Consider the following 24,249-nt stretch of genomic DNA (forward strand, 5'->3'; position numbering starts at 1 on the left):
ATGTATATACACATTAGCTATGATGAAGAGATTCAAGAGGATTCCAATATTGAGGCTGTTATACGCAAGGTCTGCGATGAAGTGAGTCGCGTATATGGCCTCGAAGAAGATGAAATGAGTATTTTACTCTGCAATAATGCTAAAATTCATGAGCTTAATAAGGAATATCGAGGCATCGATAGACCTACAGATGTATTATCTTTTGCCCTCAATGAAGGGGATGATTATGAAGGTAGTGAAGAGGAACATCACTTACTTGGTGATATGATTATTTCCTTAGAGCGTACTCGTGAACAAGCTATCGAATATGGACATAGTTTTGAACGGGAATTAGCATACTTGACAACTCATAGCTGTTTACATATTTTAGGCTATGACCATATGAACGACGAAGATAAAAAAGAGATGCGCACAGAGGAAGAATTTATCCTAGGTAATCTGGGTTATGTGCGGGAGGATGCACCATATAATGAATAAGAACGAACATTTTAAATCAGGCTTTGTTGCCGTTGTAGGACGCCCTAATGTGGGTAAATCTACCTTAATCAACGCTCTTATTGGCGATAAGATTGCTATCGTATCCGATAAGGCTCAAACAACGCGTAACCGTATCATCTGCGTATATACGGATGAATCCAAACAAATCGTATTTATGGATACACCTGGTGTGCATAAACCTAAGCACAAGTTAGGCGAATTCATGGTAGATGCTGCTATTGAGTCCTTAAAAGAAACGGAAGCCGTTTTATTTGTCGTAGCAGGCAATGAAAAACGTGGTCCTGGGGATAATTTTATTATTGAACAATTGAAACGTGTAAAGGTTCCTGTATTTTTGGTAGTCAACAAAATTGATACACTCAAAAAAGAAGAGCTTTTAGAAGCAATCGTTTCTTATCAAGATGCATATCCTTTTGCAGGTGTCATTCCTATTTCAGCAAAAGATAAAGAGAACTTATCTGAAATTCTTAAGGTTCTAGAGGAAACCTTGCCGGAAGGTCCACAATATTTTCCGGAGGATATGATTACGGATCAACCGGAACGCCTTATTATTTCCGATATCATTCGTGAAAAAATCTTGTTAGCTACACGAGATGAGATTCCTCATGCTATCGCTGTAGACGTAGATGAAATGAAAACACGTGATGACGGTACTACCTATATCCGCGCTACAATCTACTGTGAAAGAGATTCTCAAAAGGGTATTATTATCGGTAAAAAAGGTGCTTTATTAAAACAACTTGGTGCTGAAGCGCGCGCAGATATTCAAAAGCTATTAGCTACAAAGGTGTACTTGGACCTTTGGGTTAAAGTAAAAAAAGATTGGCGAAATAAATCTGGTATGTTATCTGAACTTGGTTATAGAAAATAATTTGATATAATAAAAAGAAATAAGTGTTTCCATATTCATATGAAAGGAATAAAGATGGATAGTGTAGATGGCCTGTTACCCATAGGGTTTGGTCTGTTATGTATTTTTTTAATTAACTTTTTTGTGGTTGCAAAGTTCTCCTTTGCACGCCTTCGTAAAGAACATGTAGAGGATATGGACATCCTCTTGGAGAAGGATAGAGAATTTTTATTAAAGCTTTATCAAAATCCTGAGTATTTTTTAAATACTACACAGTTTTTGATTCTATTCTTTATTTTGGCCCTTGCAGGCACAGGTACTTTTGTATTCGATAATACTGTTGATCGTATAGTGGCGGTTCTTAATATTCATAGTACTTGGATGCATTTAGTGTTAGATATTATTCTATTACTATTAATTAGCTTAATCGTCTTAATTTTTGGGGAAATTGTACCTAAAGCATTGGGCCTATCCTTCCCTACAAAATATGTAAATACCTATAGCCGTATCGTCGTGGCTGCAGGTAAATTGGTGTATCCATTTATTTGGATTGCTAGTAAAATCTCCAATGTTATTTTAGGCTTTTACAAAACAAAATATTTAACAGAGCTTGACCTTGTGTACTCAGAAGAAGAAATTCGCATGATGATTTCTCGAAGCCACGAGGAAGGGCAATTGGACCAAGTAGAGTCTGAGTTAATCGATAATGTCTTTAACTTCGTAGATCGCATGGCGAAAGAGGTTATGGTGCCTCGTCAAGACGTAGACTGCGTATTCGTAGAAGATGGTTACGATGAAGCGATGAAGGTTATCCGCTCTAAAGTACATACACGTTATCCACTCTGTGTAGAGGATAAGGATCACATTATTGGCCTCGTTCATATTAAAGATTTAATGGAACGCCCTAATCAAGCCCGTAAGGATTTGCGCAATATTAAACGAGATATTCTTACTGTTCCAGAGGTAATGAAATTATCTACCTTGTTGCAATATATGAGAACGCGCCGTATATATCTAGCTGTAGTAGTAGATGAATATGGTGGCATGGTAGGTCTTGTAGGCTTAGAAGATATTATAGAAGAGCTAGTTGGAGATATACAAGACGAGCATGAGCCGCATTTACCAGCTACGATGTCCTATGCAGATGGTTCTTTTGAGTTTGATGGCAAGGTCCTCGTAGACGAAGTAGAAGAAATTATGAATATTGAAATTGATAATTCTGATTCTGATACAATTGGTGGCTATGTCTTTGGTTTATTAGAACGTACACCAATCGTAGGTGATACGGTGGATGCTCATGGTTACACCTTTGAAGTTACTCAAATGCAAGGATATCGTATCTCTCGCATTAAAGTAACACCTATACCAGTAGAGGAACCAACGGAAGAAGAAAATGAAGAAGCTTAATGGTGGTTTTAATACGCCAGCCATCGTTATCAGTAGAAAAAAGTATAAGTTGTATTCCGTATTTACATTTATTACGCCTAGTTTGGGCCTTATTAAAGCATCGATTCCACATAAGCGAATGATGACGATGCGCAACAGCTCCTATTTACGTCCATTTAGTGCCATGTATATTACAGTTGTACCCGATGGAGAATATGTAAATGTTACGCAAATTGATGGCTCCTATGTAGTGGAATCCTTAGATGTAAACCTTGATAATATTGCTTATGCAGCGGTAGCGAGTGAGCTCATTCAAGAGTTATTTGCCATGTATGACGTAGATCGCAAAGTCTTTGATACTGTTGTAAACTATTCCAAGCAAATTCGGCGCCGCAATGTACAATTGGGAACGATAATGCTTGGATGGCAACTATTATCCCTCGCAGGGGTTGTCCCTAGTGCTAATGCTTTTACCCATCAAGACGGAATTGAGCCATTCTGGATGCAGGTGCGGGAAACTACAAATCTTAGCATTTCTCGTTCTTTGAAAGCCGCATTACCTCAGATTTTAGCTTACCAGTGGGGCGAAGACGCGCCTATAGAACTTCCAAAAACAATATGGAAGGAACTAGAAAAGCTACTATTTGCATACTGCGAGCAAGAAATAGATAAGCCGTTGCAAAGTGTAAAGTTTTTAATGAGTATATAAAAATCAAATATATTTGGTAATTATGAAAATATAGTTAACTTATAATATTTTTTTCTTAATAAATAACAACCTAGCCTAAAAAGGTCTTATAAATCTTTTTAGGGTAGGTTGTTTCCTTATATAGAAAAAAAACAATTTGATATATACATATTTATCTTATTTATGCGTTAGAAATATTAAATCAAAAAGCATATACTACATACAGAAGTAAGTTGTTTTATTGAATTTAAAGAAAGTGTGTTGATAGAGTCCTTGTTTGAGACTCTATTTTATTTTTATATATAATACTATAGAGTATAGAATATCGATAAAGGTTATATAAGTTATGAATTTAGTAGAGTATTTAATGGGTTTTGGTAATATTGCAATCGCCCTATCGGGCGGTGTCGATTCAACTTATTTAGCATATGCAGCCAAACAATCTGGAGTTTTATGCAAAGCATATACTGTAAAATCTCAATTTGTGCCACAATTTGAACTAGAAGATGCTAAGAAAGTCGCAGAATTAATAGATATTCCCTTAAAAATAATAAATATTGATGTACTTGAATATGACGATATAACGAGTAATCCAAGTAATCGATGCTATTACTGTAAACATCATGTGTTTTCAACTATAAGTGAACATGCTAGACGTGATGGTTTTACTATTTTATGTGATGGCACTAATGCTAGTGATGATGTAGATGATCGACCAGGAATGAAAGCTATTGCAGAGCTATCTGTTAAATCACCTCTGCGAGAATGTAATCTAACTAAGACTATGATCCGAAAATTAGCTCATAAAGCTGATTTGTTTACTTGGGATAAACCATCTTATGCTTGCTTGGCTACAAGATTTCAATCAGGACAACGAATTACTTTTAATGATTTGATTCATATAGAACGAGCTGAGGGATATCTTTTCTCGCTAGGATTATCTGATTTTCGGGTTCGTTTGATGGGAAATAATGCCAAAATCCAAGTTCCAGAAAATCAAATAACTATAGTTATTAATAAAAGAAGTGAGATCCTCACATATTTTAAATCTATGTTTGATGATGTTGTATTAGATTTAGAGGTGCGTTCATGAGTGACAATATTAGAGCTCTTTTAGAGCAAGTAAAAAACGGACAGGTAGATGTGGATGCAGCCTTATTAAAGCTAAAAATAAAACCTATAGAAGACTTAGGGTTTGCGCACGTTGATCTTCATCGTCAAATACGACAAGGTGTGCCAGAGGTTATATATGGTGCCGGTAAAACTACAGAACAAATAATTGCCATTATCTCCTCTATGTTATCTTATGGGCAAGAGCAAATATTACTTACACGTTTAGCACCGAATGTGGCTGCAGAGGTTCAAGAACAGCATCAATTGACCTATATAAATGCTGCTCATATTGGTTATATTGGAGATCTTCCAAGTCAAAAAACTGAATCCGCTATAGCAGTTATTACTGGTGGTACAAGTGACTATAAGGTTGCCGAAGAATGTGCTATTACAGCAGAGTTTTACGGTAATACCGTTCATAGAATTTATGACGTAGGCGTTGCGGGTATTCATCGATTATTACAACATCTAAATACTATTATGTCTGCAAAAGTTATAGTTGTCATTGCAGGCATGGAGGGGGCCTTAGCTAGTGTAGTTGGGGGACTTGTGGATGTGCCTGTCATCGCGGTGCCTACTAGTGTTGGGTATGGAACAGCCTTCGGTGGTGTTACTGCGCTACTATCAATGCTAAATTCCTGTGCGAGTGGCGTAACAGTTGTCAATATAGACAATGGATTTGGTGCTGCTTATACGGCAAACATGATTAATCATATAGGTGAAAATAAATGAAACGATTATTTTTAGATTGCCAAATGGGCATTGCAGGAGATATGCTGACCGCTACATTACTAGGTTTAGTAGATAATCCTCAAACATGGATAAATCAACTTAATCAAATGGGAATACCTGATGTTACTTACTCACTAATATCTAAAGAAGATAAGGGAGTAGAAGGCTATCGCGTCGTGGTTACCATTAATGATATAGAAGAATCTGAAAACCATAAAGGTAGTTTTAATGATCAGTATCATAGTAATCATCATAATGATTATTACCTTCATGGTACTCATTATAAAGACGACAAACATACTGAGAAACATACGCATAATGAACATGTTCTGCACCATGTACATAGTGAAGAGCATATTCATGGTAGAGGTCTACAGGAGGTAACAAGTATAATTAATAGTTTATCTATTTCTGATGTTTGTAAACAAAATGCTATAAACGTATATCATTTAGTAGCTCAAGCGGAGGCCAAGGTTCATAAATCGACAGTGACACAAATTCATTTCCATGAGTTGGGCATGCTCGATGCTATTGCAGATATTGTGGCCGTTTGTGTTCTTTTAGAGAAATTGAAGTTTGATGAGATTATTATATCGCCTATACATGTAGGCACTGGAACTGTTCAGAGTGCTCATGGAGAACTACCTGTACCTGCACCAGCAACGATGGAGTTATTAGCTGGCATACCATTGTACGCAGATTATCAGATTAAGGGTGAGTTATGCACGCCTACTGGCGCTGCATTAGCAAAGTATTTTGGTACATCATTTAGTGAAATGCCTGTTATGACACCAACTATAGTTTCTTATGGATTTGGTACTAAACAATTTGAAAGACCTAATTGTATTCGCGCCTTTGTAGAAATGATAAATGATTCAGAAGATTCAATCATTGAACTGTCTTGTAATCTCGACGATATGACACCAGAAGAAATTGGCTTTTGTATAGAACAGTTACTACTTTCACCAGCACTAGAAGTGTTTACAACACCGATTATGATGAAAAAACAACGTCCAGGCACAATGCTAACTGTTCTATGTAAGATTGAAGATATTGAGATCATACGAAATTTAATTTTCAAGCATACTACTAGCCTTGGTATTCGATACTATCGATGTGAACGATATATTTTGAATAGGTCTATAGGAGAAATAGACTGGGAAGGTAGTACGATTGCTTTCAAAAAAAGCAGTGGCTTTGGTGTAATAAGAAATAAATATGAATATGATTCATTAGCTGCTATTGCTAAGCGTAATGATATGAGTTTATTAGACCTTAAACGACAATTGGGTAAGAAGGAGGATTGATTTGTCGTAGCGATCTATTTATAGTTTGGTAGTTTTTAGTTAAGGAGTGATTTTCATGAAAACATTTAAAGTACCCTATTCAAAAGGTTTTGTAGATATCAATATTCCTGATCAAAATATAGCAGGTATATTAGAATCTAAAGCACATTCTTATAAGGCTGAGCTATCGCAAGAAGCATTAGTAGAACATGCGCTAGATAATCCTATTGGTAGCCAACGCTTAGAGGAGTTGGTTAAGGGGAAATCCAATATGGTCATTATTACAAGTGACCATACGCGTCCAGTACCTAGTAAAATTACGATGCCAATTCTACTTCGTCGTATTCGTGAAGCCAATCCATCTATCGATATTACCATTTTATTGGCAACTGGTTTCCATCGTCCTACTACTCATGAAGAAATGGTAGATAAATTTGGCCCTGAAATCGTAGCAAATGAAAAGATTGTAAATCATATTTCTGGCGATGCTAGTCAAATGGCAAAAATTGGTGTATTGCCATCCGGTGGGGAGTGTATTATCAATAAACTAGCTGTAGAAACTGAGCTATTAATTTCTGAAGGTTTTATTGAGCCACATTTCTTTGCTGGTTTCTCTGGTGGTAGAAAAAGCGTATTACCAGGAATTGCTTCCGAAGTGACTGTAATGGCAAATCACTGTGCTGAATTTATTAACAGTCCTTATGCTCGTACAGGTATTATCGAAAATAATCCAATTCATAAGGATATGGTATATGCTGGTCGTACTGCGAAATTAGCATTTATTTTAAATGTAGTTATTGATGCAGAAAAACATATTATCAATGCCTTTGCTGGGGATATGGAAGACGCTCATGAAACTGGTTGTGCTTTTGTGTCTGAATTAGCAAGTGTAAAAGCTGTACCAGCAGATATCGTCATCACTACAAATGGTGGTTACCCATTAGATCAAAATGTATATCAAGCTGTAAAAGGTATGACCGCCGCAGAAGCATCTTGTAAAAAAGATGGTATTATTATCATGATTGCCGCATGTAATGATGGACATGGTGGGGAATCTCTATACGAAAATCTTAAAAATGCGAAAACACCTCGTGAATTACTAGATCGCATTACTAAGGTTCCTCGTAATGAAACAATTCCAGACCAATGGGAAATGCAAATCTTGGCTCGTATTTTAGATCAATTTACAGTTATTGTTGTAACAGACCAATGTGATCCTAAGATGCTTACAGATATGCATTTGCAACATGCTGATACATTCGATGAAGCATTGAATAAAGCTTTGACATTAAAAGGTAAAGATGCAAGCATTACAGTCATTCCTGATGGTGTATCTGTTGTAGTAAAATCTTGATTTACATCAGTAGATTGAATTATTAGATTGTATTTTAGAGGTTAATTTATAAACCACCTATCTTTTGTAGGTGGTTTATATTTTTATCTATATAATTATAATGATTTATTCAATTAGAATTCTAAGAACTATATAAAGTAAAATTAATATATTTTATTTAAAAGAGAGTTTTAAATATTTACTTAATGAGAGAATTAGAGCATATTAAAAATTGTTCTAATTAAAAAGGTTTAGTTTTATACATAGATATACATATAATGTTGACTCTATAAATATAGATTATATATAATGAAATAATATTTATAGTATATTTTTATAGGAGGTCATTATGCAGCTTTTGGGAAATCTCAAAATACATTTTCTAGCGCTCGTACTAACTGTAGTCGCTGAATTTATAGGCATAAAAAAACTAGGTCCTGTTGTATTGTTACCATTATTGTACACATTGATTCTAGGTTTATTAATTTCTATTCCTAAGTTTAAAATTCTTACGATTAAACAGATGGAAAAATCTGCTGATTATATCGGTATTGCCGTTATGATCTTGATGGTAAAAGTAGGTTTAGGTATCGGTCCTAATCTTGGTATTCTTACGAGTGCTGGCTGGGCATTGTTGTTACAAGAATTAGGTCATTTCTTTGGTACTATTGTATTTGGTTTACCTGTAGCTTTATTAGTAGGTATGCGTCGTGAAGCAGTAGGCGCATGTTACTCTGTAGACCGTGAGCCGAACGTAGCGATTATTATCGACAAATTCGGTTTTAGCTCTCCTGAGGGCCGTGGTGTTATGGGCATGTACATCTGTGGTGTTCTTATTGGCGCAATGTGGTCCTCTGTATTGGCGGGTATGTTGGCACAATCTGGTTGGTTCCATCCATTGGCATTAGCTATGGGCGCTGGTGTAGGTAGTGCTAGTATGATGGCTGCTGCTACAGCTCCAATCATTGCAGTATATCCAGATTATGAACAACAAATTATGGCTCTTGCTGGGGCGGCAAACTTGTTGACCACTGTGCTAGGCGTATACTTTGGTCTATTTGTTTCTTTACCAGTTATGGAAAAAACATACAATTTCTTTACAGGTCGTACCCGTGAACAAGATTTAGCAGAGGAGGCAGCACATCATGAGTAAAAGCGAAAAATTAACACAATTTGTCATCGTTATCTGTATTGCTGCTATCATCACTGCAGTAGGTAATGTAATGGATGGTAAACATCTATTTAGTGATAGTTTAGTTGGCGTAGCTATCTTGGCTGTCCTTGCTACAATTGGCGCTTTGCTCTCTAATTTGCCATATGCTAATAAATTACCTATGGTGTTCTGGGTATCTTTAGTTGGTGTTATTGCATCCTTACCAGGTATGCCTGGCCAAGAATGGATTATCGCTAAAACTAGCCAAGTTACATTCCTTGCCACTACAACACCTGTACTTGCTTATGCAGGTTTATCCTTAGGTAAAGACCTTGGTGCATTCCGTCGTTTATCTTGGCGCATTATTCCTGTTGCACTAGCTGTAACAGCAGGTACTTTCATCTGTGCAACAGCATTAGCCCAATTAGTACTTCATTTAGAAGGTTTAATTTAATACTAAATTATAATGTTAGATGTCTAAACTATGTTAAGATATAATTATAGATTTATATTTTAGAAGATATCTATACATTATGATGACATGATCGACCGTATTTTATACGGTCGATTTTATAAAGGAGATATTATGAGCCGTATGACAAAGGAAGAAGTAAAACAACGTGTTTGTAAAGTTATTGTTGATGCACAACCGCGTTTACGAGAACTAGCAGAATCTATTATGGCTGAACCTGAACTTGGTTTTAAAGAGGTAAAAACCTCTAAAAAGGTTCAAGATATGTTTGATGAACTTGGCATTTCTTATACTACTGGCCATGCACTAACAGGTGTAAAAGGTAGAATGAAAGGCCGAAATAGTAAATATACGGTTGCAATGGTGGGAGAATTAGATGCTATTCTCTGTCCTCGCCATCCTCGTGCCGATGATTTAACAGGCGCCGCCCATTGCTGTGGTCATAATGTACAAATTACAAATATGTTTGCTGTCGCTATGGGCCTACAAGCTGTGATGGATCAACTCGCTGGGGATGTCGTATTATTTGCTGTCCCTGCAGAGGAAATGATTGAAATTGATTACCGCAATAAATTGCGTGAGCAAGGTAAGCTTAAGTATATGGGTGGTAAGCAACAGCTCATCTATGAAGGAGCTTTCGACGATATTGATATGGCTATGCAAATGCATGTGGAGACAGCCAAAACACCAGCTGGTGAAATGGGACTTGGTAGTACCTCTAATGGTTTTGTATCTAAACTGATTGAATATCACGGTAAGGTAGCTCATGCGGCTCAAGCACCCCATGAAGGCATCAATGCTCTTAATGCTGCTTTGATGGGCGTAATGGGGGTTAACTCCATTCGTGAAACTTTCAAAGAAAGCGACTATTTCAGATTCCACCCAATTATTAATCAAGGTGGTACATTGGTTAACTGCATACCTGATTATGTTCAAGTTGAAAGCTACGTTCGTGCGTCCAATATCGACGCTATTGTAGATGGCAATTGTCGTGTAAACCGTGCCTTAAAAGCTGGTGGCGATGCAGTAGGGGCAACTTGTGTAATTAACGATTTGCCAGGTTATTTGCCGATGAGAAACGATGTTCGTATGAATGAAATGTTACGCCAAAACTCTAATCCGCTATTTGGTGAAGAAAATGTATTCCAAGGCGATCACATGACGGCAAGTACCGATATGGGCGACGTATCTCACTTGATGCCGGTTATCCATCCTTGGGTTGGCTGTATTAATGGCGTACTGCACAGCGCAGAATACGAAATCTCTGTACCTGATGTAGCGTACATTAAAACAGCACAAGCCTTGGCTATGACTATCGTAGACTTACTATACGATGACGCAGCAGGCGCTAAAGATGTATTAGACAACTTTACACCAGCATTAAACAAACAAAGCTATATTGAACTCTTAGACCGTATTGCTAAGGGTGAATAAAATAACCACCTATTGAAGATAAATTGATTATCTTTGGTAGGTGGTTTACAATTTTATTAAATGATTTTCAAAAAATCACTAATTGTTGATTAATAGAAAGTATACCTTTATGTATAGTAATTTATTGCATTCAGATGCGGCACTGTATATAGTTATTGGTTTATTGATATTTAACTATATGTTATTTAAAAATCAGCGTAATAATCTCAAAAAATTTATCATAGTTTTTCTATTTAGTAATATATGGGGAGGAATAAATCTTTATTCTATGTATAAGCATATTAATGGTATTGAAAAAATCAATACATTATGCACATTACTCCTTATCTTGGCTGGTGAATATATATTTTATTATCGTTATAAGAAGGGAACATTGGAAGGGATATCTAAAATATATTTTGATATAAATAATTCTTTGTCTATTATTATAATTGTTTCTTTTAGTATTATTGGAATAGCTTTTCTACTCTGGGAACTATTGAAGTGAATATTATGAAAAAATTATTTTTTTATGCATTTGCATTATTTTCATTGACATCAATTATATATGGAATATCTTATGATTTTATGACTGGAGCTGAGATACATTATGACTTTTACGGTGCAGGTTTTGTTAGTTGGTTAGTATTCTTTGGTATATTGAAAGCAATTCTGCGCTTATAAATGTCAATTATTTTAATTATTTGAGTTTTTATTACAATGATACAGCTAGCATTTTATGTGATCTTTTTGATTATATTATTCTCTATTATGGGAAAAATAATATATGACTATCTTAAAGGTCATAAGTTAAAATATGAATTTTATGGCCTTGCTTTTGTATGCTGGCTTATTATTTTTGCTTTATTAAAATTATTTTTTGAGCTGTAAAAAAATTTTTTCTCAAACAGAAAGTTTTCCAAATTATTCATCAGCTTGATTATAACTTTAATCTAATTAATAATACTTGTATTCAATCAATTAGGATTATAGAAATATTATAAAAGTAGTTGAGGATATATATTTTGTATTTACATCTAAAGAATTAAGGAGTTTTTATGCCCATTAGAAAGCTCATAAAGATAATTTGTACAGTAGTTTTATCGCTACTAGTAATTATTTTAATTTTTGTTGGAATTAGAATATACGAATATCAAATTTTTATAACCTCTCTTGTAGATTATGGCAAACAAACCGGGCTGAATAAAAATATGACTGGTTTTGCAACAGATTTTCCATATATATATTCTAATGGTGATTTCGGTATAGTTGTTGTTAACGTATTACCCTATGGTACAGTACGTATTATTCCAAATCATAAAGGCTTAAGTAAAACATTTGAATCTCCAGAAGATGGTAATTTAGAGTCTTTGCAAAGAGCATATGGTGATGAACTTATAATTTTAGAGAGTATTGATCAATTTTCAGAAGATGAAAGAAAGATTATATCTGAGATAACTAAGAAGGACTCCAAACCAAGATATGATCGTGATACTTGGGTTACTAGATCCTACTGATTTATGGTACGTAATCTTTATAAATAAGTTTTGCAACTAAGTATTTTATCTAAGTATAGTTATTTTAAATTGTCTTGAGGTCTAGCCTATTAAATTTATATAACTTACTTTTACAATAATCATTTAATATAGAACAAATCTTGTAAAAGAATGGTATTAACATTAAAAATCTGCGATAGAAGACTTTGTACCTTTGTATGATAATTAAGCTTTGGAGTTTGTCATGATTAACTTTAAATTTTTTGATGAATGGTTGTTATTAAAACATAATATTAGAAATCTTTTTTTTAATCAAAGGTTGACTCGTTTTTCGTATTTGGTAGGCTTAATATTTCTTTTTATAGAGATATATTTTGGTAACTTAATAAATCTTCTTGGGATTATAGGCTCCCTAAAATTTAACTTCAATGAAACTTTTCAGGAGTATTTTGATGATGTAATTTTTTCCTCTAATTACAAGATTGATGAACCAATGTTTATTATAATAACAGTTATTTTTAATGTTATAGGCGCTTATGTATTATCTGAATTAGTTAAGAGACGTTTGAATGATTATAGTAATACACGTATTGGACAATATATACAGTGTTGTATTTTAGCTTTTAATATAGGTGTTTTATGCTATTGGGGATATAATCAAAGTTTTGATCATATTAATATTATTGTAACATTTAACCTTTATAGCTATTTTTTCTATGAACATATATTAACTCTATTGCTTGTACTACTACCATCAAATAAAGAAGCAAATATACATGGTCTTTCAAATGGGAATCAAAAGAGTGATGATTATATTATTTTCTTTGAACCCTTTTATAGTCCTAGTAATACTACTGAGAAAGAAGATTACTGGGATGCTATTGGATTATCTCATTCTATAGATTCTTTTAAATCTATGTTTATTAATAAGCTATTTGATTACCGAACAAGAGCAAAACGACAAGAATTATATTGGGGCGTGCTTATGTTTCAGATTTTAACAAATGCTCTAAATTCTGTATTGTTCTTTTTTTATGAAAATATATTTAATATTGAAACAGCTATTGTTGCGAGTATTATTATATATTGGATATTTTGGGGTTGGTACATGTTAGCAAATTTAAGTTGTACTATAAGACGGTTACATGATACTGGGCATAGTGGATACTGGGTAATAACAATGTTTATTCCTTTTGTTAATATTTATGCTTTGTATATGATTGTTTTTAAACCATCAATAAGTAAGGTTGAATTAGTCTAGTATAGTAATCTTTTCTGTATTCATCAAAAGATTAAAAAAAACTAGTATAACATTTTTACTGATGAGGAAACTAAATTGATAAAAGAGTATATAAAGGAGGAAGAAGACGAATGGAAAAAATGGTAAATCTATTTTTTCTATTAGGTTTTAACTATCTTATGTTTAAAAGTTGGGGTACTCAGAAGGTTACACTTTTAACAGTAATTGGAAATTATTTTTTTATATGTATTTTCATAAAATCATATATTGGTTTACCTAAATTTATTGAGATATTTAATACCATTTTTATGTTCGGAATATGTATTTTAGGTACTTATAATTTATGGAGAAAAAGTAAAGCAGGAACACTAACTGATTATGAAAAAAGAGGATGGCGTTTGATACGTACTTTAGATGTTTTGATTATAATATCTGTATTATTACTTTTATCGTTTTTCTTATTTATAAAGTATTTTTAAAGAATATATTTATAATGTGATAATACATTCAGTTGTAAAGATACATTAGACAATATCACTTTAGCATTAAATAAACAAAAATACATTGCACTTTTAGATTATAATACTAAGGGTGACTAAACTACTATCGAGAATAAATTGATTATCTTTGGTAGATGTTTTACAATTTTATTAAATGTTTTTCAAAAAGATATATATTAATATAAGTATATATTTATCTATTATTGTAATTGTATATTCTAGTATTATTGGAATGGTTTTTTATTTTAGGAATTATTGAAGTGGATATCATGAAACGATTCTTTTTCTATGCTTTTGCATTATTTATTTTAATTTCAATAATATATAGTATTGCTTATGATTATATGACTGGTGCTGAAATTCACTATGATTTTTATGGAGCATTCTTTGTTTGTTGGCTAATATTCTTTGGTATACTAAAACTTGTTCTAAAAGTATAAATTTATTTTTGACTTAAAGTTAAATTTTTATAATATAACTAGCTTATTGAGAGGAAAATATAATGCGACGATTAATAGTATATGGATTTGCAGTATTAGCTATACTTAATATCTTATATGGAATAGTAGATGATATTTTAACAGGTAGTCCAATCCATTATGATTTTTACTTAACTTCTTTTGTTTGTTTCTCAATATTTTTTATTGTGCTGAAACTAGCTTTACGCGTATAAAATAATAGTTTGACATTCTTCCCCCTGTATTGCTACAATATTATCTATAATATATGCAATGAAGCAGAGTAGTAAACCTCTCTAGCGAGTGAGGATGGTGTAAGCTCACATTTGGTTGAAGGCGCTGTAGAGCATTGGCAGGAACGCAGGTATCTGTTAGTAAAGGCCAACATAGAAAAAAGAGGGCGCAAGCCAAATAGGGTGGAACCGCGGGTATACTCGTCCCTGTAACGTTTTTCGTTACAGGGACTTTTTTGTTTGTAACGAAATGGTTGATTTTATGTCGGTTGTGTAAAGTGGAGGCAGCAATGACATTTCAAGAGATTATTTTAAATTTACAAAAATTCTGGAGCGATCAAGGTTGTATCGTTCAAAATCCATATGACATAGAAAAAGGTGCAGGTACAATGAATCCTGCTACATTCTTACATGCTATTGGTCCTGAACCATGGGCTGTATGTTATGTAGAGCCTTCTCGTCGTCCAGCAGACGGTCGTTATGGCGATAACCCTAACCGTTTGTTCCAACATCATCAATTCCAAGTTATCGTGAAACCATCTCCAGATAACATCCAAGAATTGTACTTACAATCTTTGGCTGCATTGGGTATTCATGCTGAAGATCACGATATCCGTTTCGTTGAGGATAACTGGGAATCTCCAACATTGGGTGCTTGGGGTCTTGGTTGGGAAGTATGGCTCGACGGTATGGAAGTAACTCAGTTCACATATTTCCAACAAGTTGGTTCCATCGACTGTAAACCAGTTTCCGTTGAAATTACATACGGTTTAGAACGTTTGGCTATGTACATTCAAGGTGTAGAAAATGTATATGATCTTAAATGGAATGAAAATGTTACATATGGTGACGTTTGGCATGCTAACGAAGTTGAACAATCCGTATATAACTTTGAATTAGCTGATACAGATATGCTTTTCAAATTATTTGATATGTACGAAGCAGAAGCAAAACGCGTTTGTGCAGCCGGTTATGTATTACCAGCTTACGACTATGTATTGAAATGTTCCCACACATTCAACTTGCTTGATTCCCGTGGTGCTATTTCCATCAGTGAACGTACTGCTTTCATCGGCCGCGTACGTGCATTAGCTCGTATTTGTGCACAACAATACCTTGCTAAACGCGAAGAATTAGGTTTCCCACTTTTGAAAGGAGATAAATAAGATGGCAAAGGATTTATTATTTGAAATCGGTGCAGAAGAAATTCCTGCCGGCTTTATGCCAAATATCTTAGGTCAATTGAAACAATTGGCTGAAACAAAATTAAATGATGCCCATCTTCCTTTTGAAAGCATCGCAACATACGGTACACCACGTCGTTTGGCTCTTATCGTAAAAGGTCTTACTGACACATCTGCTGAAATCAGTGAACGTCATAAAGGTCCTTCTGCGTCTATCGCATATGATGCTGACGGTAATGCCACAAAAGCAGCTATCGGCTTTGCTCGTGGTAAAGGCCTTGATGTAGCGGATCTCGTTGTAGAAGACGGTTATATTTATGCTGAAACTAAAACTGCAGGCGTACCTGCAAAAGATATCGTAACTGATATGTTACCTCAATTGATTACAGGTCTTAACTTCCCTAAATCCATGCATTGGGGCAATTTAGATGCTAAATTTGTACGTCCTGTACGTTGGCTTGTAGCATTACTTGATGAAGAAGTAATTCCTGTAGAATTTGCTACTGTAAAATCTGGTAATGTAACACGTGGTCATCGATTCTTAGGTGCTGATGAAATTACTATCAAAAATGCATCATCCTATGTAGACACATTAAAAGAAAACTTTGTTATGGTTGATCAAGACGCACGTCGTGAATTGATTTCCAAACAATTACATGATATGGCAGCTTCTAAAAATGCATCCATCGTTTGGGATGATGATTTGTTAGAAGAAATCAATTACCTTGTTGAATGGCCTACAGCATTGTGCGGTGGTTTTGAAGAGTCCTACTTGGCACTTCCAGATGCAGCGATCATCACACCGATGAAAGACCATCAACGTTACTTCCCATTGGTTGGTCAAGACGGTAAATTGTTGCCAATGTTCTTAACAGTTCGTAATGGCTCTGATCATTCTATCGAAGTAGTTCAAGCTGGTAATGAACGTGTATTGCGCGCCCGTCTTGATGATGCTAAATTCTTCTTCAACGAAGACCGCAAGAAACCTCTTATCGACCGTCAAGATGGTTTGACTAAAATCGTATTCCAAGAAGGTCTTGGTAACTTAGCGGATAAAACTGAACGTTTGCTTAAATTGGGCCGTGTATTCGGTGAAGAATGTGGCTTACACGAAGATGCAGTTGTTGTGTTAGAACGTGCTACAGAGCTTGCTAAAACTGACCTTACAACAGGTATGGTTACAGAGTTCACTGAATTACAAGGTGTAATGGGTAAAGAATACGCTTTACTTGATGGTGAATCTCCTGAAGTAGCAGAAGCTATTTTCGAACAATATTTACCACGTTTTGCAGGCGATGTATTGCCTCAAACTGAAGCAGGTAAAGTATTGTCTATCATCGATAAAGTAGATAATATCGTTGCCACTTTCAGCCGTGGTTTAATCCCTACAGGCTCTCAAGATCCATATGCATTGCGTCGTCAAACAATTGGTATTTTGAACATCTTGCTTGGTAGCGAATGGAATATTAGCTTGCGTCCAATCTTCAAAGCATCTATGGAATTGCTTAATGTACCAGCTGAAAAACAAGACGAATTGCTTGACCAAGTAGAAGAGTTCTTCACACTTCGTTTGAAAAATATTTTCCTTGATCGCGAGGTTCCTCATCATGTAATCGACTTGTTGTTGTCCAACAACGAATTGTCCGTTGCTGATGTAGAAGGTCTTGTAAATGCATTGTTAGCTAACCGCATCGATGAAGACGTTGAACTTGTTCAAGCTTATACTCGTATGTACAATCTTGTAAAAGATGTGGAATATACTGGTGTTAATAGCGATTTGTTGAAAGAAGATGCTGAAAAAGCATTGTTTGAAGCTGCTTCTAAAGCATCTGAAGTAAGTAGTGCTGCTTGGGAAGCTGGCGATTATGATGCAGTCGTGGCAGTTCCAGCTACTTTAGTTCCAGCCATCAACAAATTCTTTGAAGATGTAATGGTTATGGACAAAGATGAAGCTATTAAAGCAAACCGTTTACAACTTGTTCGCTTAGCATACAGTGTAATGGCTATTATCGGCGATATTAGTGCATTAAAATAATATATTATAGTAAAAGTTTAAATTTTTACAATGATATACAAGAGAAGAGGTACCGTGTGTACCTCTTTTTTGCTTTTACGAAGAATATGCAAATTTTATGCAGGATTTTTAGAGACTATGGCGAATACTTTATAATATACAAAGTTGTATGAGGAGATAGATGATTATGAATCATGATGAATTATATAAAGCCTTATGTAAGGTGCCAAGCGGTAAAGAAAAGTCTCGTGATAGAATTATTATTGAATTATATATGCGTTCCCAAGGAGCATCACAGAAGCAGTTAGTAGATGCTCTAAATATGCGTCCTGCTACTGTGTCGGAGCAGACAGATATTCTCATTGAATTGGGATATGTTACAAAACATATTGATTATATGGATAAACGTATATCTGTAGTTACTTTAACAGATGAGGGGAAACGGTTAGGCAAAACTCTTTTACATACATATAACGAATTTCTTAATGTAATGTTCTCTGATTTATCGGATGAAGAACAGGAGAATTTATACCGCTTATTAGGTAAGTTAAAACGACCAATTATACGTAAATAATACGTAAATATTTGGATTATTAAAATAATATAGAAAATACTTGCTAACAGTACGTGATTTATGATACTATATTGCTGTTAATTTGAGACAGTCCGCTGCCTATAAGGTGTAGGTATTGAATGTCTGCAAACAGGAGGAAACAATGAACATTATTAACGTACTTGAACAAGAACAACTTCGTACAGACATCCCTACTTTCCGCGCTGGTGACACAGTTCGCGTACACGTAAAAGTAGTGGAAGGTACTCGTGAACGTATCCAAGTGTTCGAAGGTTTGGTAATCAAACGTCAAAACGGTGGCGTACGTGAAACTTTTACAGTTCGTCGTATTGCATCCGGTGTAGGTGTAGAACGTACATTCCCACTTCACAGCCCACGTTTAGCTAAAATCGAAGTTATGCGCCGTGGTGTTGTTCGTCGTGCTAAATTGTACTACTTACGTAACCTTACTGGTAAAGCTGCTCGTATTCGCGAAAAACGCTAATGTTCATAAAAGGCTGCCGTTGGCAGCCTTTTATTTTATTGTCTTTAGACTGGTTCGTGACGTAGTCGCGAACCATAAAACCACCCGCTATGCGGGTGCGGCAACGAAAGTTATACAAAAAAATCACCTTGCTTAAGTATAATGTAGGTGTTCAAGCCGCATTATATGCAAAAGAAAGGTGATTTTATATGGCAACAAAGACACAGAGTCTTGCGCACACAAAATGGTTATGCAAATACCACATAGTATTTACACCTAAGTATAGACGTAAAGTTATATATAATCAATATAGAAATAGTTTACGTGAAATACTGAGGCGTTTATGTGAATATAAGGGCGTCAAGATTATAGAGGGGGAGCTTATGGCAGATCATGTGCATATGTTAGTATTAATCCCACCTAAAATAGCAGTTTCATCTTTTATGGGATATTTAAAAGGTAAAAGTGCACTTATGATGTTCGATAAACACGCAAACTTAAAGTATAAATTTGGAAATAGACACTTTTGGTCTGAGGGATATTATGTTAGTACGGTAGGTCTAAATGAGGCAACAGTAAAAAAATATATACGTGAGCAAGAGTTACATGACCAAATGAAGGATAAGTTAAGTGTAAAAGAATATGAGGACCCTTTTAAGGGTAGCAAGTAATACATATCCCCTTTGAGGGGAAGGTTACGAGTCAATGGCTATGCGGCTTGAACGTAGTGAAAGCCAGCGCCTTTAGACGCTGGCCTAGTACTACGGGCTTATAGCCCGTGAGCAAACCACCCGTTTTACGGGTGGTTCTGATTTGCTAAAATTGGATATGAATAGTTCTATTTTATTATTCTATGAATTAAAGAGTTATAATAGAGGAATATAGAGCTGTAAAAAGATAAATATAAAATATACTAAGTATCTCTATGAGATGTATATAAAGTATGTAGAAAGGATATAAAATGGCAGATTCACCTATCGTACATTGGTTCCCTGGGCATATGGCGAAAGCTACTCGTATGATTACAGAGTACATCAAGAAGGTAGATGTTGTTATCGAGTTATTAGATGCGCGTATTCCTCGCTCTAGTGCGAATCCTGTAATCCTTGAACTCGTTGGTCAAAAACCACATATTGTACTGTTAAATAAAGTTGACTTAGCAGATCCTAAAGCCACAAAGGAATGGACTGAATTCTTTACTAAACAAGGCATTAGAGTATTGGCTATCGATTCTAAATCTGGCAAAGGCAATAAAAAATTACTATCTACCGTAGAACGTCTAAGTAAACCTATCATTGATCGTTGGGTAGCGAAAGGTATTCGCAGTCGTTCTGTTAGGACTATTATCTTAGGCATTCCTAATGTTGGTAAATCTACATTGATTAACTCTTTAGCTGGTTCTGCTGCAACGCGTACAGCTAATAAGGCAGGTCATACACGTGGTCAACAGTGGGTTAAAATCGGTAAAAATCTTGAATTGCTTGATACACCAGGTGTATTATGGCCAAAATTAGAGGACCAACGTGCAGCGGCTCGCCTCGCTATGACAGGTGCCATTTCCGATGATGTTTATGATTTAGAGCATGTTATAAAACAGCTATTAAATTACTTATTGACGAACACGTCAAATATTTTGGTAGAGCGTTATAAATTAAAAGAAGAAGAGATGACCGATGTTGATACGATTCTTGAAAGCATCGGACGTCGTCGAGGTTGTCTTGTAAGCGGTGGCATTGTAGATTTTGACAAGGCTCGCCGTATTATCTTGCAAGATTACCGCAATACTAAGTTAGGTACAATTACTCTCGATCAAGTTGATGAAGAACCGTACTATTCTACAGATGGTGAGGAGAGTCATAATGGATAAAGATGTATTTTCTAAGTTAAAAGTAGCAGATATTAAAGCTCTCTTTGAAACTGAACAAGCCTTAGAGATTTTGTCTTTTGCTCAAGAGGATACTCGTAGTTCTGTACAGAAATTGGCTGCTTCTTATATTAAGCGTCAAGAAAAAGAGTTAAAAGAACAGCAACGCCTCATGGGTATGTATGACTATGAAGGAATGTTCTATGATCAAGGTATCTACCATGTGGCTGGCGTCGATGAAGTGGGGCGTGGTCCTATTGCGGGGCCTGTTACGGTAGCTGCTGTTATCTTGCCACCTATGACATTAATTCCAGGCCTTAATGACTCTAAAAAGCTAACGGAAGAAAAGCGTGAAGCGCTCTATGATATCATCATGGACGAAGCTGTTGCTGTTAGCTGTATTTCCTACGGCCCAGAAAAGATTGATGAACTCAATATTTATGAAGCAACGCGACAAGCGATGTATGAGGCTATTCGTACGCTCAGCGTACCAGCTGAAGCAGTAGTGGCTGATGCTATGAAATTGCCTGATTTAACGATTCCTGTTGAATCCATTATTAAGGGCGATAGTAAAAGCGCTAATATTGCTGCTGCATCCATCATTGCAAAGGTTACGCGAGATCGATATATGAAGAGCCTTGATGTTGAGTTCCCTGGTTATGGCTTTGGTATTCATAAAGGTTACTATACGGAATTACATAAAGAAGCTATCGAGCAACAAGGGGTAACACCGCTTCATCGTAAGAGCTTTGAGCCTATTAAATCTATTGTACGTTGGGTTAAACCTGAGTAAATCTTAGTTATTTATATATGGGTAATAGATTTACTTTATGATTCGACTATTAAGTTAAGTCCTATAGTCGTATTAGTTTTATTCGTTATATCATTATAAATTGCATATAGTTTATATCCGTAAAGAGGTTCCTATTGGTCACCTATGTGACTATTAGGAACCTCTTTTGTATTTACTTTTGTTACCTCCATAATTTACGCTACAAGTAAGTATTACCTGTTGAAAGATTAATATAGTATAGATATTAAATTCTATGAGTTGTTGTTGCAGATACACCTTATTAGGAGGTATATATGAAAACGATTAGTACTGGTAAAGCATTTAATGAACTCGATTCAAAAGAACTGGGCAAATGGGGGGAACGAGTAGCTACCAATTATATTGAAAAAATGGGACTTACGGTAGTAGATACAAATTATCGAACCCGTTTAGGCGAAATAGACATCATTGCTAAACGTGATTTAGTCTATCATTTTATAGAGATTAAAGCTCGCCGAGGTATGCAACATGGACTAGCACGTGAGGCAGTTACCAAGAAAAAACAAAAGCATATTAAACGAGCTGCTATGTTGTTTCTATATGATTTAAATCAAAAAAAGCGCCGTTGGAAGGAAATATCCTTTGATGTAATAGAGGTGTATTTGCACGAGGACTTTCAAAGTTCTATTCATTATTTACCACAGTGCTTTTAGTGAGGTCAGTTTATGTACGCAAAATTAAATGGAGCCACCTTACACGGCATTGATGGATGTATCATTACTGTAGAGGTTGATATATCACAAGGTTTGCCGGTCTTTGATATCGTTGGACTACCTAATCAATCTGTTAAAGAGGCTCGTGAACGGGTACGAGCGGCCATTAAAAATAGTGGATACGAATTTCCAATGAGACGCATCGTAGTCAATTTAGCCCCGGCTACAATTCGTAAAAGTAGCGCTGGGCTCGATTTAGCAATCGCTTTAGGGGTTCTGCTTGCATCAGGACAGATAAATGGGCGTAAAGCTAAAATTTCGGCTTTATTTGATAAGAGTTTGTTTATGGGAGAGTTAGCGTTAGATGGTTCGTTATTACCGACCTTTGGGACTCTAGCTATGTCGCTAGCAGGATTAGATGCTAATTATTCAAAAATTTATACAAGTATTGAAAATGGTAAAGTGCTACAGTCTATTCCTAATTTAACTATATATGGTGGATCATCACTACAAGAAATTATTACTATTTTAGAGGAACAAATTAAGCCAAAGGTAGTTGATAAAAATAAACAAATAAGTATCAAAAAAGGAAAAGTAGATAAACACAATGCCAATAAATCAATTCTAGGGCCTTTAGAGTCTATGCCATTAACCGGAAGCAATGAAAATCTAGATACAATCAGTAAACCACAAGTAACTATGATTAGTAATAATTGTGTTGATACGTCTGTTACGGATGAAAGTATAACTATAAAGACTAATCAACCATATACAGTTGATTTTGGCGATGTACAAGGTCAAGAGTTAGGCAAACGAGCCATGCTCATCAGTGCTGCAGGTCATCATCATTGTATTATGATAGGGCCTCCAGGTGGGGGTAAAACGATGATGGCCGAACGATTGCCGACCATATTGCCTCCTATGACTTGGAATGAAATTGTTGAAGTGAGTCGTATACAAGATGTAATAGGTTTACTAGGTGATAATGGGCTAGTGAAATCTAGACCTTTTAGACATCCTCATCATACGGCAACTTTGGCTAGTATGGTCGGTGGAGGGATACAGGGACGTCCTGGAGAGGTAACATTAGCTCATGGAGGCGTATTATTTATGGATGAAGCGCCTGAGTTTCAACGCCAAGTAATCGATGCATTACGACAGCCTTTAGAGTCTAGAACGATTACTATAAATCGGTCTCAAGGAAATTATATATATCCAGCTAATTTTATTTGTATTCTTGCGGCCAATCCTTGTCCTTGTGGGTATTACCATGATCCTTATAAGGAATGTGTCTGTACAGAAACGATGGTTAAAAACTATCAGCAACGGTTATCAGGGCCGATTATGGATCGTATTGATTTGCATATTCCCGTTGAGAGACCGACCCTTGAACAGCTGTTAGATACATCATCTTCAAATATGACGAGTGAAAGTATGAGACAACAAGTTATCATGGCCACTGCTATGCAACAGAAACGATATGAAGGTTTTGACTTTAATTCGAATGGAGCAGTTCCCCATAAGGCAATTAGTGAACTATGCAATATTACAGATAAGGCTTGGAGTGTTTTAGGCAATATATTTGACCATTTTCATTTAAGTGGGCGAGCTTTTGATCGCATATTAAAGGTGGCTCGTACAATTGCTGATTTAGAAGAAAATCCAAAAGTAGAACCACATCATATTTCTGAAGCAATGTTATTTAGAACTGGCAAATAAAGTAATTATCTCATAAATTTAGTAGTTGTTTATTTGCCAAAAGTAGTTGTTTGATTCTATATAAAATTAATGATTATATACTTAGAAAGAATTAC

General features: G+C 35.4%; 25 protein-coding genes. All 25 read left to right on the plus strand.

From position 1 onward, the window contains the following. The 25 genes from ybeY to VPHSUH08_RS00215 all read left to right on the plus strand — a co-directional run bounded on the left by ybeY (position 1) and on the right by VPHSUH08_RS00215 (position 24,154). Positions 1-477 (plus strand): rRNA maturation RNase YbeY, encoded by a 477-nt coding sequence (gene ybeY / locus VPHSUH08_RS00090; protein ID WP_105086489.1) that lies wholly within the window; start codon positions 1-3, stop codon positions 475-477. Next, positions 470-1,369: a GTPase Era gene (gene era / locus VPHSUH08_RS00095; protein WP_077708456.1), complete on the plus strand. Its 900-nt coding sequence runs from the start codon at positions 470-472 to the stop codon at positions 1,367-1,369. The genes ybeY and era overlap by 8 nt, the downstream gene beginning before the upstream one ends. 54 nt (positions 1,370-1,423) lie before the next feature. Beyond that, a complete protein-coding gene (locus VPHSUH08_RS00100; protein ID WP_105086490.1) occupies positions 1,424-2,755 on the plus strand; it encodes a hemolysin family protein in 1,332 nt (443 codons plus the stop codon). Then, complete coding sequence (locus VPHSUH08_RS00105; protein WP_105086491.1) at positions 2,742-3,443, plus strand: DNA repair protein RecO; 702 nt, start codon at positions 2,742-2,744, stop codon at positions 3,441-3,443. Before VPHSUH08_RS00100 ends, VPHSUH08_RS00105 begins: the two co-directional genes overlap by 14 nt. 325 nt (positions 3,444-3,768) lie before the next feature. Continuing rightward, complete coding sequence (gene larE / locus VPHSUH08_RS00110; protein ID WP_024061831.1) at positions 3,769-4,515, plus strand: ATP-dependent sacrificial sulfur transferase LarE; 747 nt, start codon at positions 3,769-3,771, stop codon at positions 4,513-4,515. Further along, positions 4,512-5,267: a nickel pincer cofactor biosynthesis protein LarB gene (gene larB / locus VPHSUH08_RS00115; protein WP_024061830.1), complete on the plus strand. Its 756-nt coding sequence runs from the start codon at positions 4,512-4,514 to the stop codon at positions 5,265-5,267. The genes larE and larB overlap by 4 nt, the downstream gene beginning before the upstream one ends. Further along, positions 5,264-6,574, plus strand: a complete 1,311-nt coding sequence (gene larC / locus VPHSUH08_RS00120; RefSeq protein ID WP_024061829.1) for a nickel pincer cofactor biosynthesis protein LarC — start codon at positions 5,264-5,266, stop codon at positions 6,572-6,574. Before larB ends, larC begins: the two co-directional genes overlap by 4 nt. Before the next feature lie 55 nt (positions 6,575-6,629). Then, positions 6,630-7,907: a nickel-dependent lactate racemase gene (larA, locus tag VPHSUH08_RS00125; protein ID WP_024061828.1), complete on the plus strand. Its 1,278-nt coding sequence runs from the start codon at positions 6,630-6,632 to the stop codon at positions 7,905-7,907. A 328-nt stretch (positions 7,908-8,235) separates the two neighbouring features. Beyond that, positions 8,236-9,039 carry a DUF3100 domain-containing protein gene (locus VPHSUH08_RS00130; protein WP_012864410.1) on the plus strand — a complete coding sequence of 268 codons (804 nt, stop codon included), beginning with the start codon at positions 8,236-8,238 and terminating at the stop codon, positions 9,037-9,039. Beyond that, positions 9,032-9,493, plus strand: a complete 462-nt coding sequence (locus VPHSUH08_RS00135) for a hypothetical protein (protein ID WP_105086492.1) — start codon at positions 9,032-9,034, stop codon at positions 9,491-9,493. Before VPHSUH08_RS00130 ends, VPHSUH08_RS00135 begins: the two co-directional genes overlap by 8 nt. A 132-nt stretch (positions 9,494-9,625) precedes the next feature. Further along, complete coding sequence (locus VPHSUH08_RS00140; protein ID WP_105086493.1) at positions 9,626-10,945, plus strand: amidohydrolase; 1,320 nt, start codon at positions 9,626-9,628, stop codon at positions 10,943-10,945. 492 nt (positions 10,946-11,437) lie between these two features. After that, positions 11,438-11,608, plus strand: a complete 171-nt coding sequence (locus VPHSUH08_RS00150; protein ID WP_021148187.1) for a hypothetical protein — start codon at positions 11,438-11,440, stop codon at positions 11,606-11,608. 374 nt (positions 11,609-11,982) lie between these two features. Beyond that, positions 11,983-12,441 (plus strand): hypothetical protein, encoded by a 459-nt coding sequence (locus tag VPHSUH08_RS00155; RefSeq protein WP_024061629.1) that lies wholly within the window; start codon positions 11,983-11,985, stop codon positions 12,439-12,441. 223 nt (positions 12,442-12,664) lie between these two features. Next, on the plus strand, positions 12,665-13,681 hold the full coding sequence (locus VPHSUH08_RS00160) for a DUF805 domain-containing protein (RefSeq protein ID WP_024061630.1): 1,017 nt from the start codon (positions 12,665-12,667) through the stop codon (positions 13,679-13,681). A 110-nt stretch (positions 13,682-13,791) separates the two neighbouring features. After that, complete coding sequence (locus tag VPHSUH08_RS00165; RefSeq protein WP_024061631.1) at positions 13,792-14,139, plus strand: hypothetical protein; 348 nt, start codon at positions 13,792-13,794, stop codon at positions 14,137-14,139. A 290-nt stretch (positions 14,140-14,429) separates the two neighbouring features. After that, entirely contained in the window at positions 14,430-14,600 is a 171-nt protein-coding gene (locus tag VPHSUH08_RS00170; RefSeq protein ID WP_021148184.1) for a hypothetical protein, read from the plus strand. A 541-nt stretch (positions 14,601-15,141) separates the two neighbouring features. Beyond that, positions 15,142-16,017 (plus strand): glycine--tRNA ligase subunit alpha, encoded by an 876-nt coding sequence (glyQ, locus tag VPHSUH08_RS00175; RefSeq protein ID WP_021148183.1) that lies wholly within the window; start codon positions 15,142-15,144, stop codon positions 16,015-16,017. A 1-nt stretch (position 16,018) separates the two neighbouring features. After that, a complete protein-coding gene (gene glyS, locus VPHSUH08_RS00180; protein WP_021148182.1) occupies positions 16,019-18,070 on the plus strand; it encodes a glycine--tRNA ligase subunit beta in 2,052 nt (683 codons plus the stop codon). Between the two features lie 166 nt (positions 18,071-18,236). After that, positions 18,237-18,623 (plus strand): MarR family winged helix-turn-helix transcriptional regulator, encoded by a 387-nt coding sequence (locus VPHSUH08_RS00185; protein ID WP_024061633.1) that lies wholly within the window; start codon positions 18,237-18,239, stop codon positions 18,621-18,623. Between the two features lie 142 nt (positions 18,624-18,765). After that, positions 18,766-19,107 (plus strand): 50S ribosomal protein L19, encoded by a 342-nt coding sequence (gene rplS / locus VPHSUH08_RS00190; RefSeq protein WP_004695921.1) that lies wholly within the window; start codon positions 18,766-18,768, stop codon positions 19,105-19,107. Positions 19,108-19,295: 188 nt separating this feature from the next. Further along, a complete protein-coding gene (gene tnpA, locus VPHSUH08_RS00195) occupies positions 19,296-19,757 on the plus strand; it encodes an IS200/IS605 family transposase (protein WP_004693034.1) in 462 nt (153 codons plus the stop codon). A 290-nt stretch (positions 19,758-20,047) separates the two neighbouring features. Continuing rightward, entirely contained in the window at positions 20,048-20,953 is a 906-nt protein-coding gene (gene ylqF / locus VPHSUH08_RS00200; protein ID WP_024061634.1) for a ribosome biogenesis GTPase YlqF, read from the plus strand. Further along, entirely contained in the window at positions 20,946-21,743 is a 798-nt protein-coding gene (locus VPHSUH08_RS00205; protein ID WP_024061635.1) for a ribonuclease HII, read from the plus strand. Before ylqF ends, VPHSUH08_RS00205 begins: the two co-directional genes overlap by 8 nt. Positions 21,744-22,036: 293 nt before the next feature. Beyond that, positions 22,037-22,435, plus strand: coding sequence for a YraN family protein (locus tag VPHSUH08_RS00210; RefSeq protein WP_004696986.1), 399 nt, complete (start codon positions 22,037-22,039; stop codon positions 22,433-22,435). Between the two features lie 12 nt (positions 22,436-22,447). Continuing rightward, on the plus strand, positions 22,448-24,154 hold the full coding sequence (locus VPHSUH08_RS00215; protein ID WP_024061636.1) for a YifB family Mg chelatase-like AAA ATPase: 1,707 nt from the start codon (positions 22,448-22,450) through the stop codon (positions 24,152-24,154). The last annotated feature ends 95 nt before the right edge of the window (positions 24,155-24,249 follow it).

Source organism: Veillonella sp. S13054-11, from assembly GCF_002959795.1.
GTDB lineage: Bacteria > Bacillota > Negativicutes > Veillonellales > Veillonellaceae > Veillonella > Veillonella parvula_E.

Coding starts and splice junctions, on each gene's coding strand:
- ybeY (WP_105086489.1), top strand. CDS start 1: ATGTATATACACATTAGCTATGATGAAGAGATTCAAGAGGATTCCAAT.
- era (WP_077708456.1), top strand. CDS start 470: ATGAATAAGAACGAACATTTTAAATCAGGCTTTGTTGCCGTTGTAGGA.
- VPHSUH08_RS00100 (WP_105086490.1), top strand. CDS start 1,424: ATGGATAGTGTAGATGGCCTGTTACCCATAGGGTTTGGTCTGTTATGT.
- VPHSUH08_RS00105 (WP_105086491.1), top strand. CDS start 2,742: ATGAAGAAGCTTAATGGTGGTTTTAATACGCCAGCCATCGTTATCAGT.
- larE (WP_024061831.1), top strand. CDS start 3,769: ATGAATTTAGTAGAGTATTTAATGGGTTTTGGTAATATTGCAATCGCC.
- larB (WP_024061830.1), top strand. CDS start 4,512: ATGAGTGACAATATTAGAGCTCTTTTAGAGCAAGTAAAAAACGGACAG.
- larC (WP_024061829.1), top strand. CDS start 5,264: ATGAAACGATTATTTTTAGATTGCCAAATGGGCATTGCAGGAGATATG.
- larA (WP_024061828.1), top strand. CDS start 6,630: ATGAAAACATTTAAAGTACCCTATTCAAAAGGTTTTGTAGATATCAAT.
- VPHSUH08_RS00130 (WP_012864410.1), top strand. CDS start 8,236: ATGCAGCTTTTGGGAAATCTCAAAATACATTTTCTAGCGCTCGTACTA.
- VPHSUH08_RS00135 (WP_105086492.1), top strand. CDS start 9,032: ATGAGTAAAAGCGAAAAATTAACACAATTTGTCATCGTTATCTGTATT.
- VPHSUH08_RS00140 (WP_105086493.1), top strand. CDS start 9,626: ATGAGCCGTATGACAAAGGAAGAAGTAAAACAACGTGTTTGTAAAGTT.
- VPHSUH08_RS00150 (WP_021148187.1), top strand. CDS start 11,438: ATGAAAAAATTATTTTTTTATGCATTTGCATTATTTTCATTGACATCA.
- VPHSUH08_RS00155 (WP_024061629.1), top strand. CDS start 11,983: ATGCCCATTAGAAAGCTCATAAAGATAATTTGTACAGTAGTTTTATCG.
- VPHSUH08_RS00160 (WP_024061630.1), top strand. CDS start 12,665: ATGATTAACTTTAAATTTTTTGATGAATGGTTGTTATTAAAACATAAT.
- VPHSUH08_RS00165 (WP_024061631.1), top strand. CDS start 13,792: ATGGAAAAAATGGTAAATCTATTTTTTCTATTAGGTTTTAACTATCTT.
- VPHSUH08_RS00170 (WP_021148184.1), top strand. CDS start 14,430: ATGAAACGATTCTTTTTCTATGCTTTTGCATTATTTATTTTAATTTCA.
- glyQ (WP_021148183.1), top strand. CDS start 15,142: ATGACATTTCAAGAGATTATTTTAAATTTACAAAAATTCTGGAGCGAT.
- glyS (WP_021148182.1), top strand. CDS start 16,019: ATGGCAAAGGATTTATTATTTGAAATCGGTGCAGAAGAAATTCCTGCC.
- VPHSUH08_RS00185 (WP_024061633.1), top strand. CDS start 18,237: ATGAATCATGATGAATTATATAAAGCCTTATGTAAGGTGCCAAGCGGT.
- rplS (WP_004695921.1), top strand. CDS start 18,766: ATGAACATTATTAACGTACTTGAACAAGAACAACTTCGTACAGACATC.
- tnpA (WP_004693034.1), top strand. CDS start 19,296: ATGGCAACAAAGACACAGAGTCTTGCGCACACAAAATGGTTATGCAAA.
- ylqF (WP_024061634.1), top strand. CDS start 20,048: ATGGCAGATTCACCTATCGTACATTGGTTCCCTGGGCATATGGCGAAA.
- VPHSUH08_RS00205 (WP_024061635.1), top strand. CDS start 20,946: ATGGATAAAGATGTATTTTCTAAGTTAAAAGTAGCAGATATTAAAGCT.
- VPHSUH08_RS00210 (WP_004696986.1), top strand. CDS start 22,037: ATGAAAACGATTAGTACTGGTAAAGCATTTAATGAACTCGATTCAAAA.
- VPHSUH08_RS00215 (WP_024061636.1), top strand. CDS start 22,448: ATGTACGCAAAATTAAATGGAGCCACCTTACACGGCATTGATGGATGT.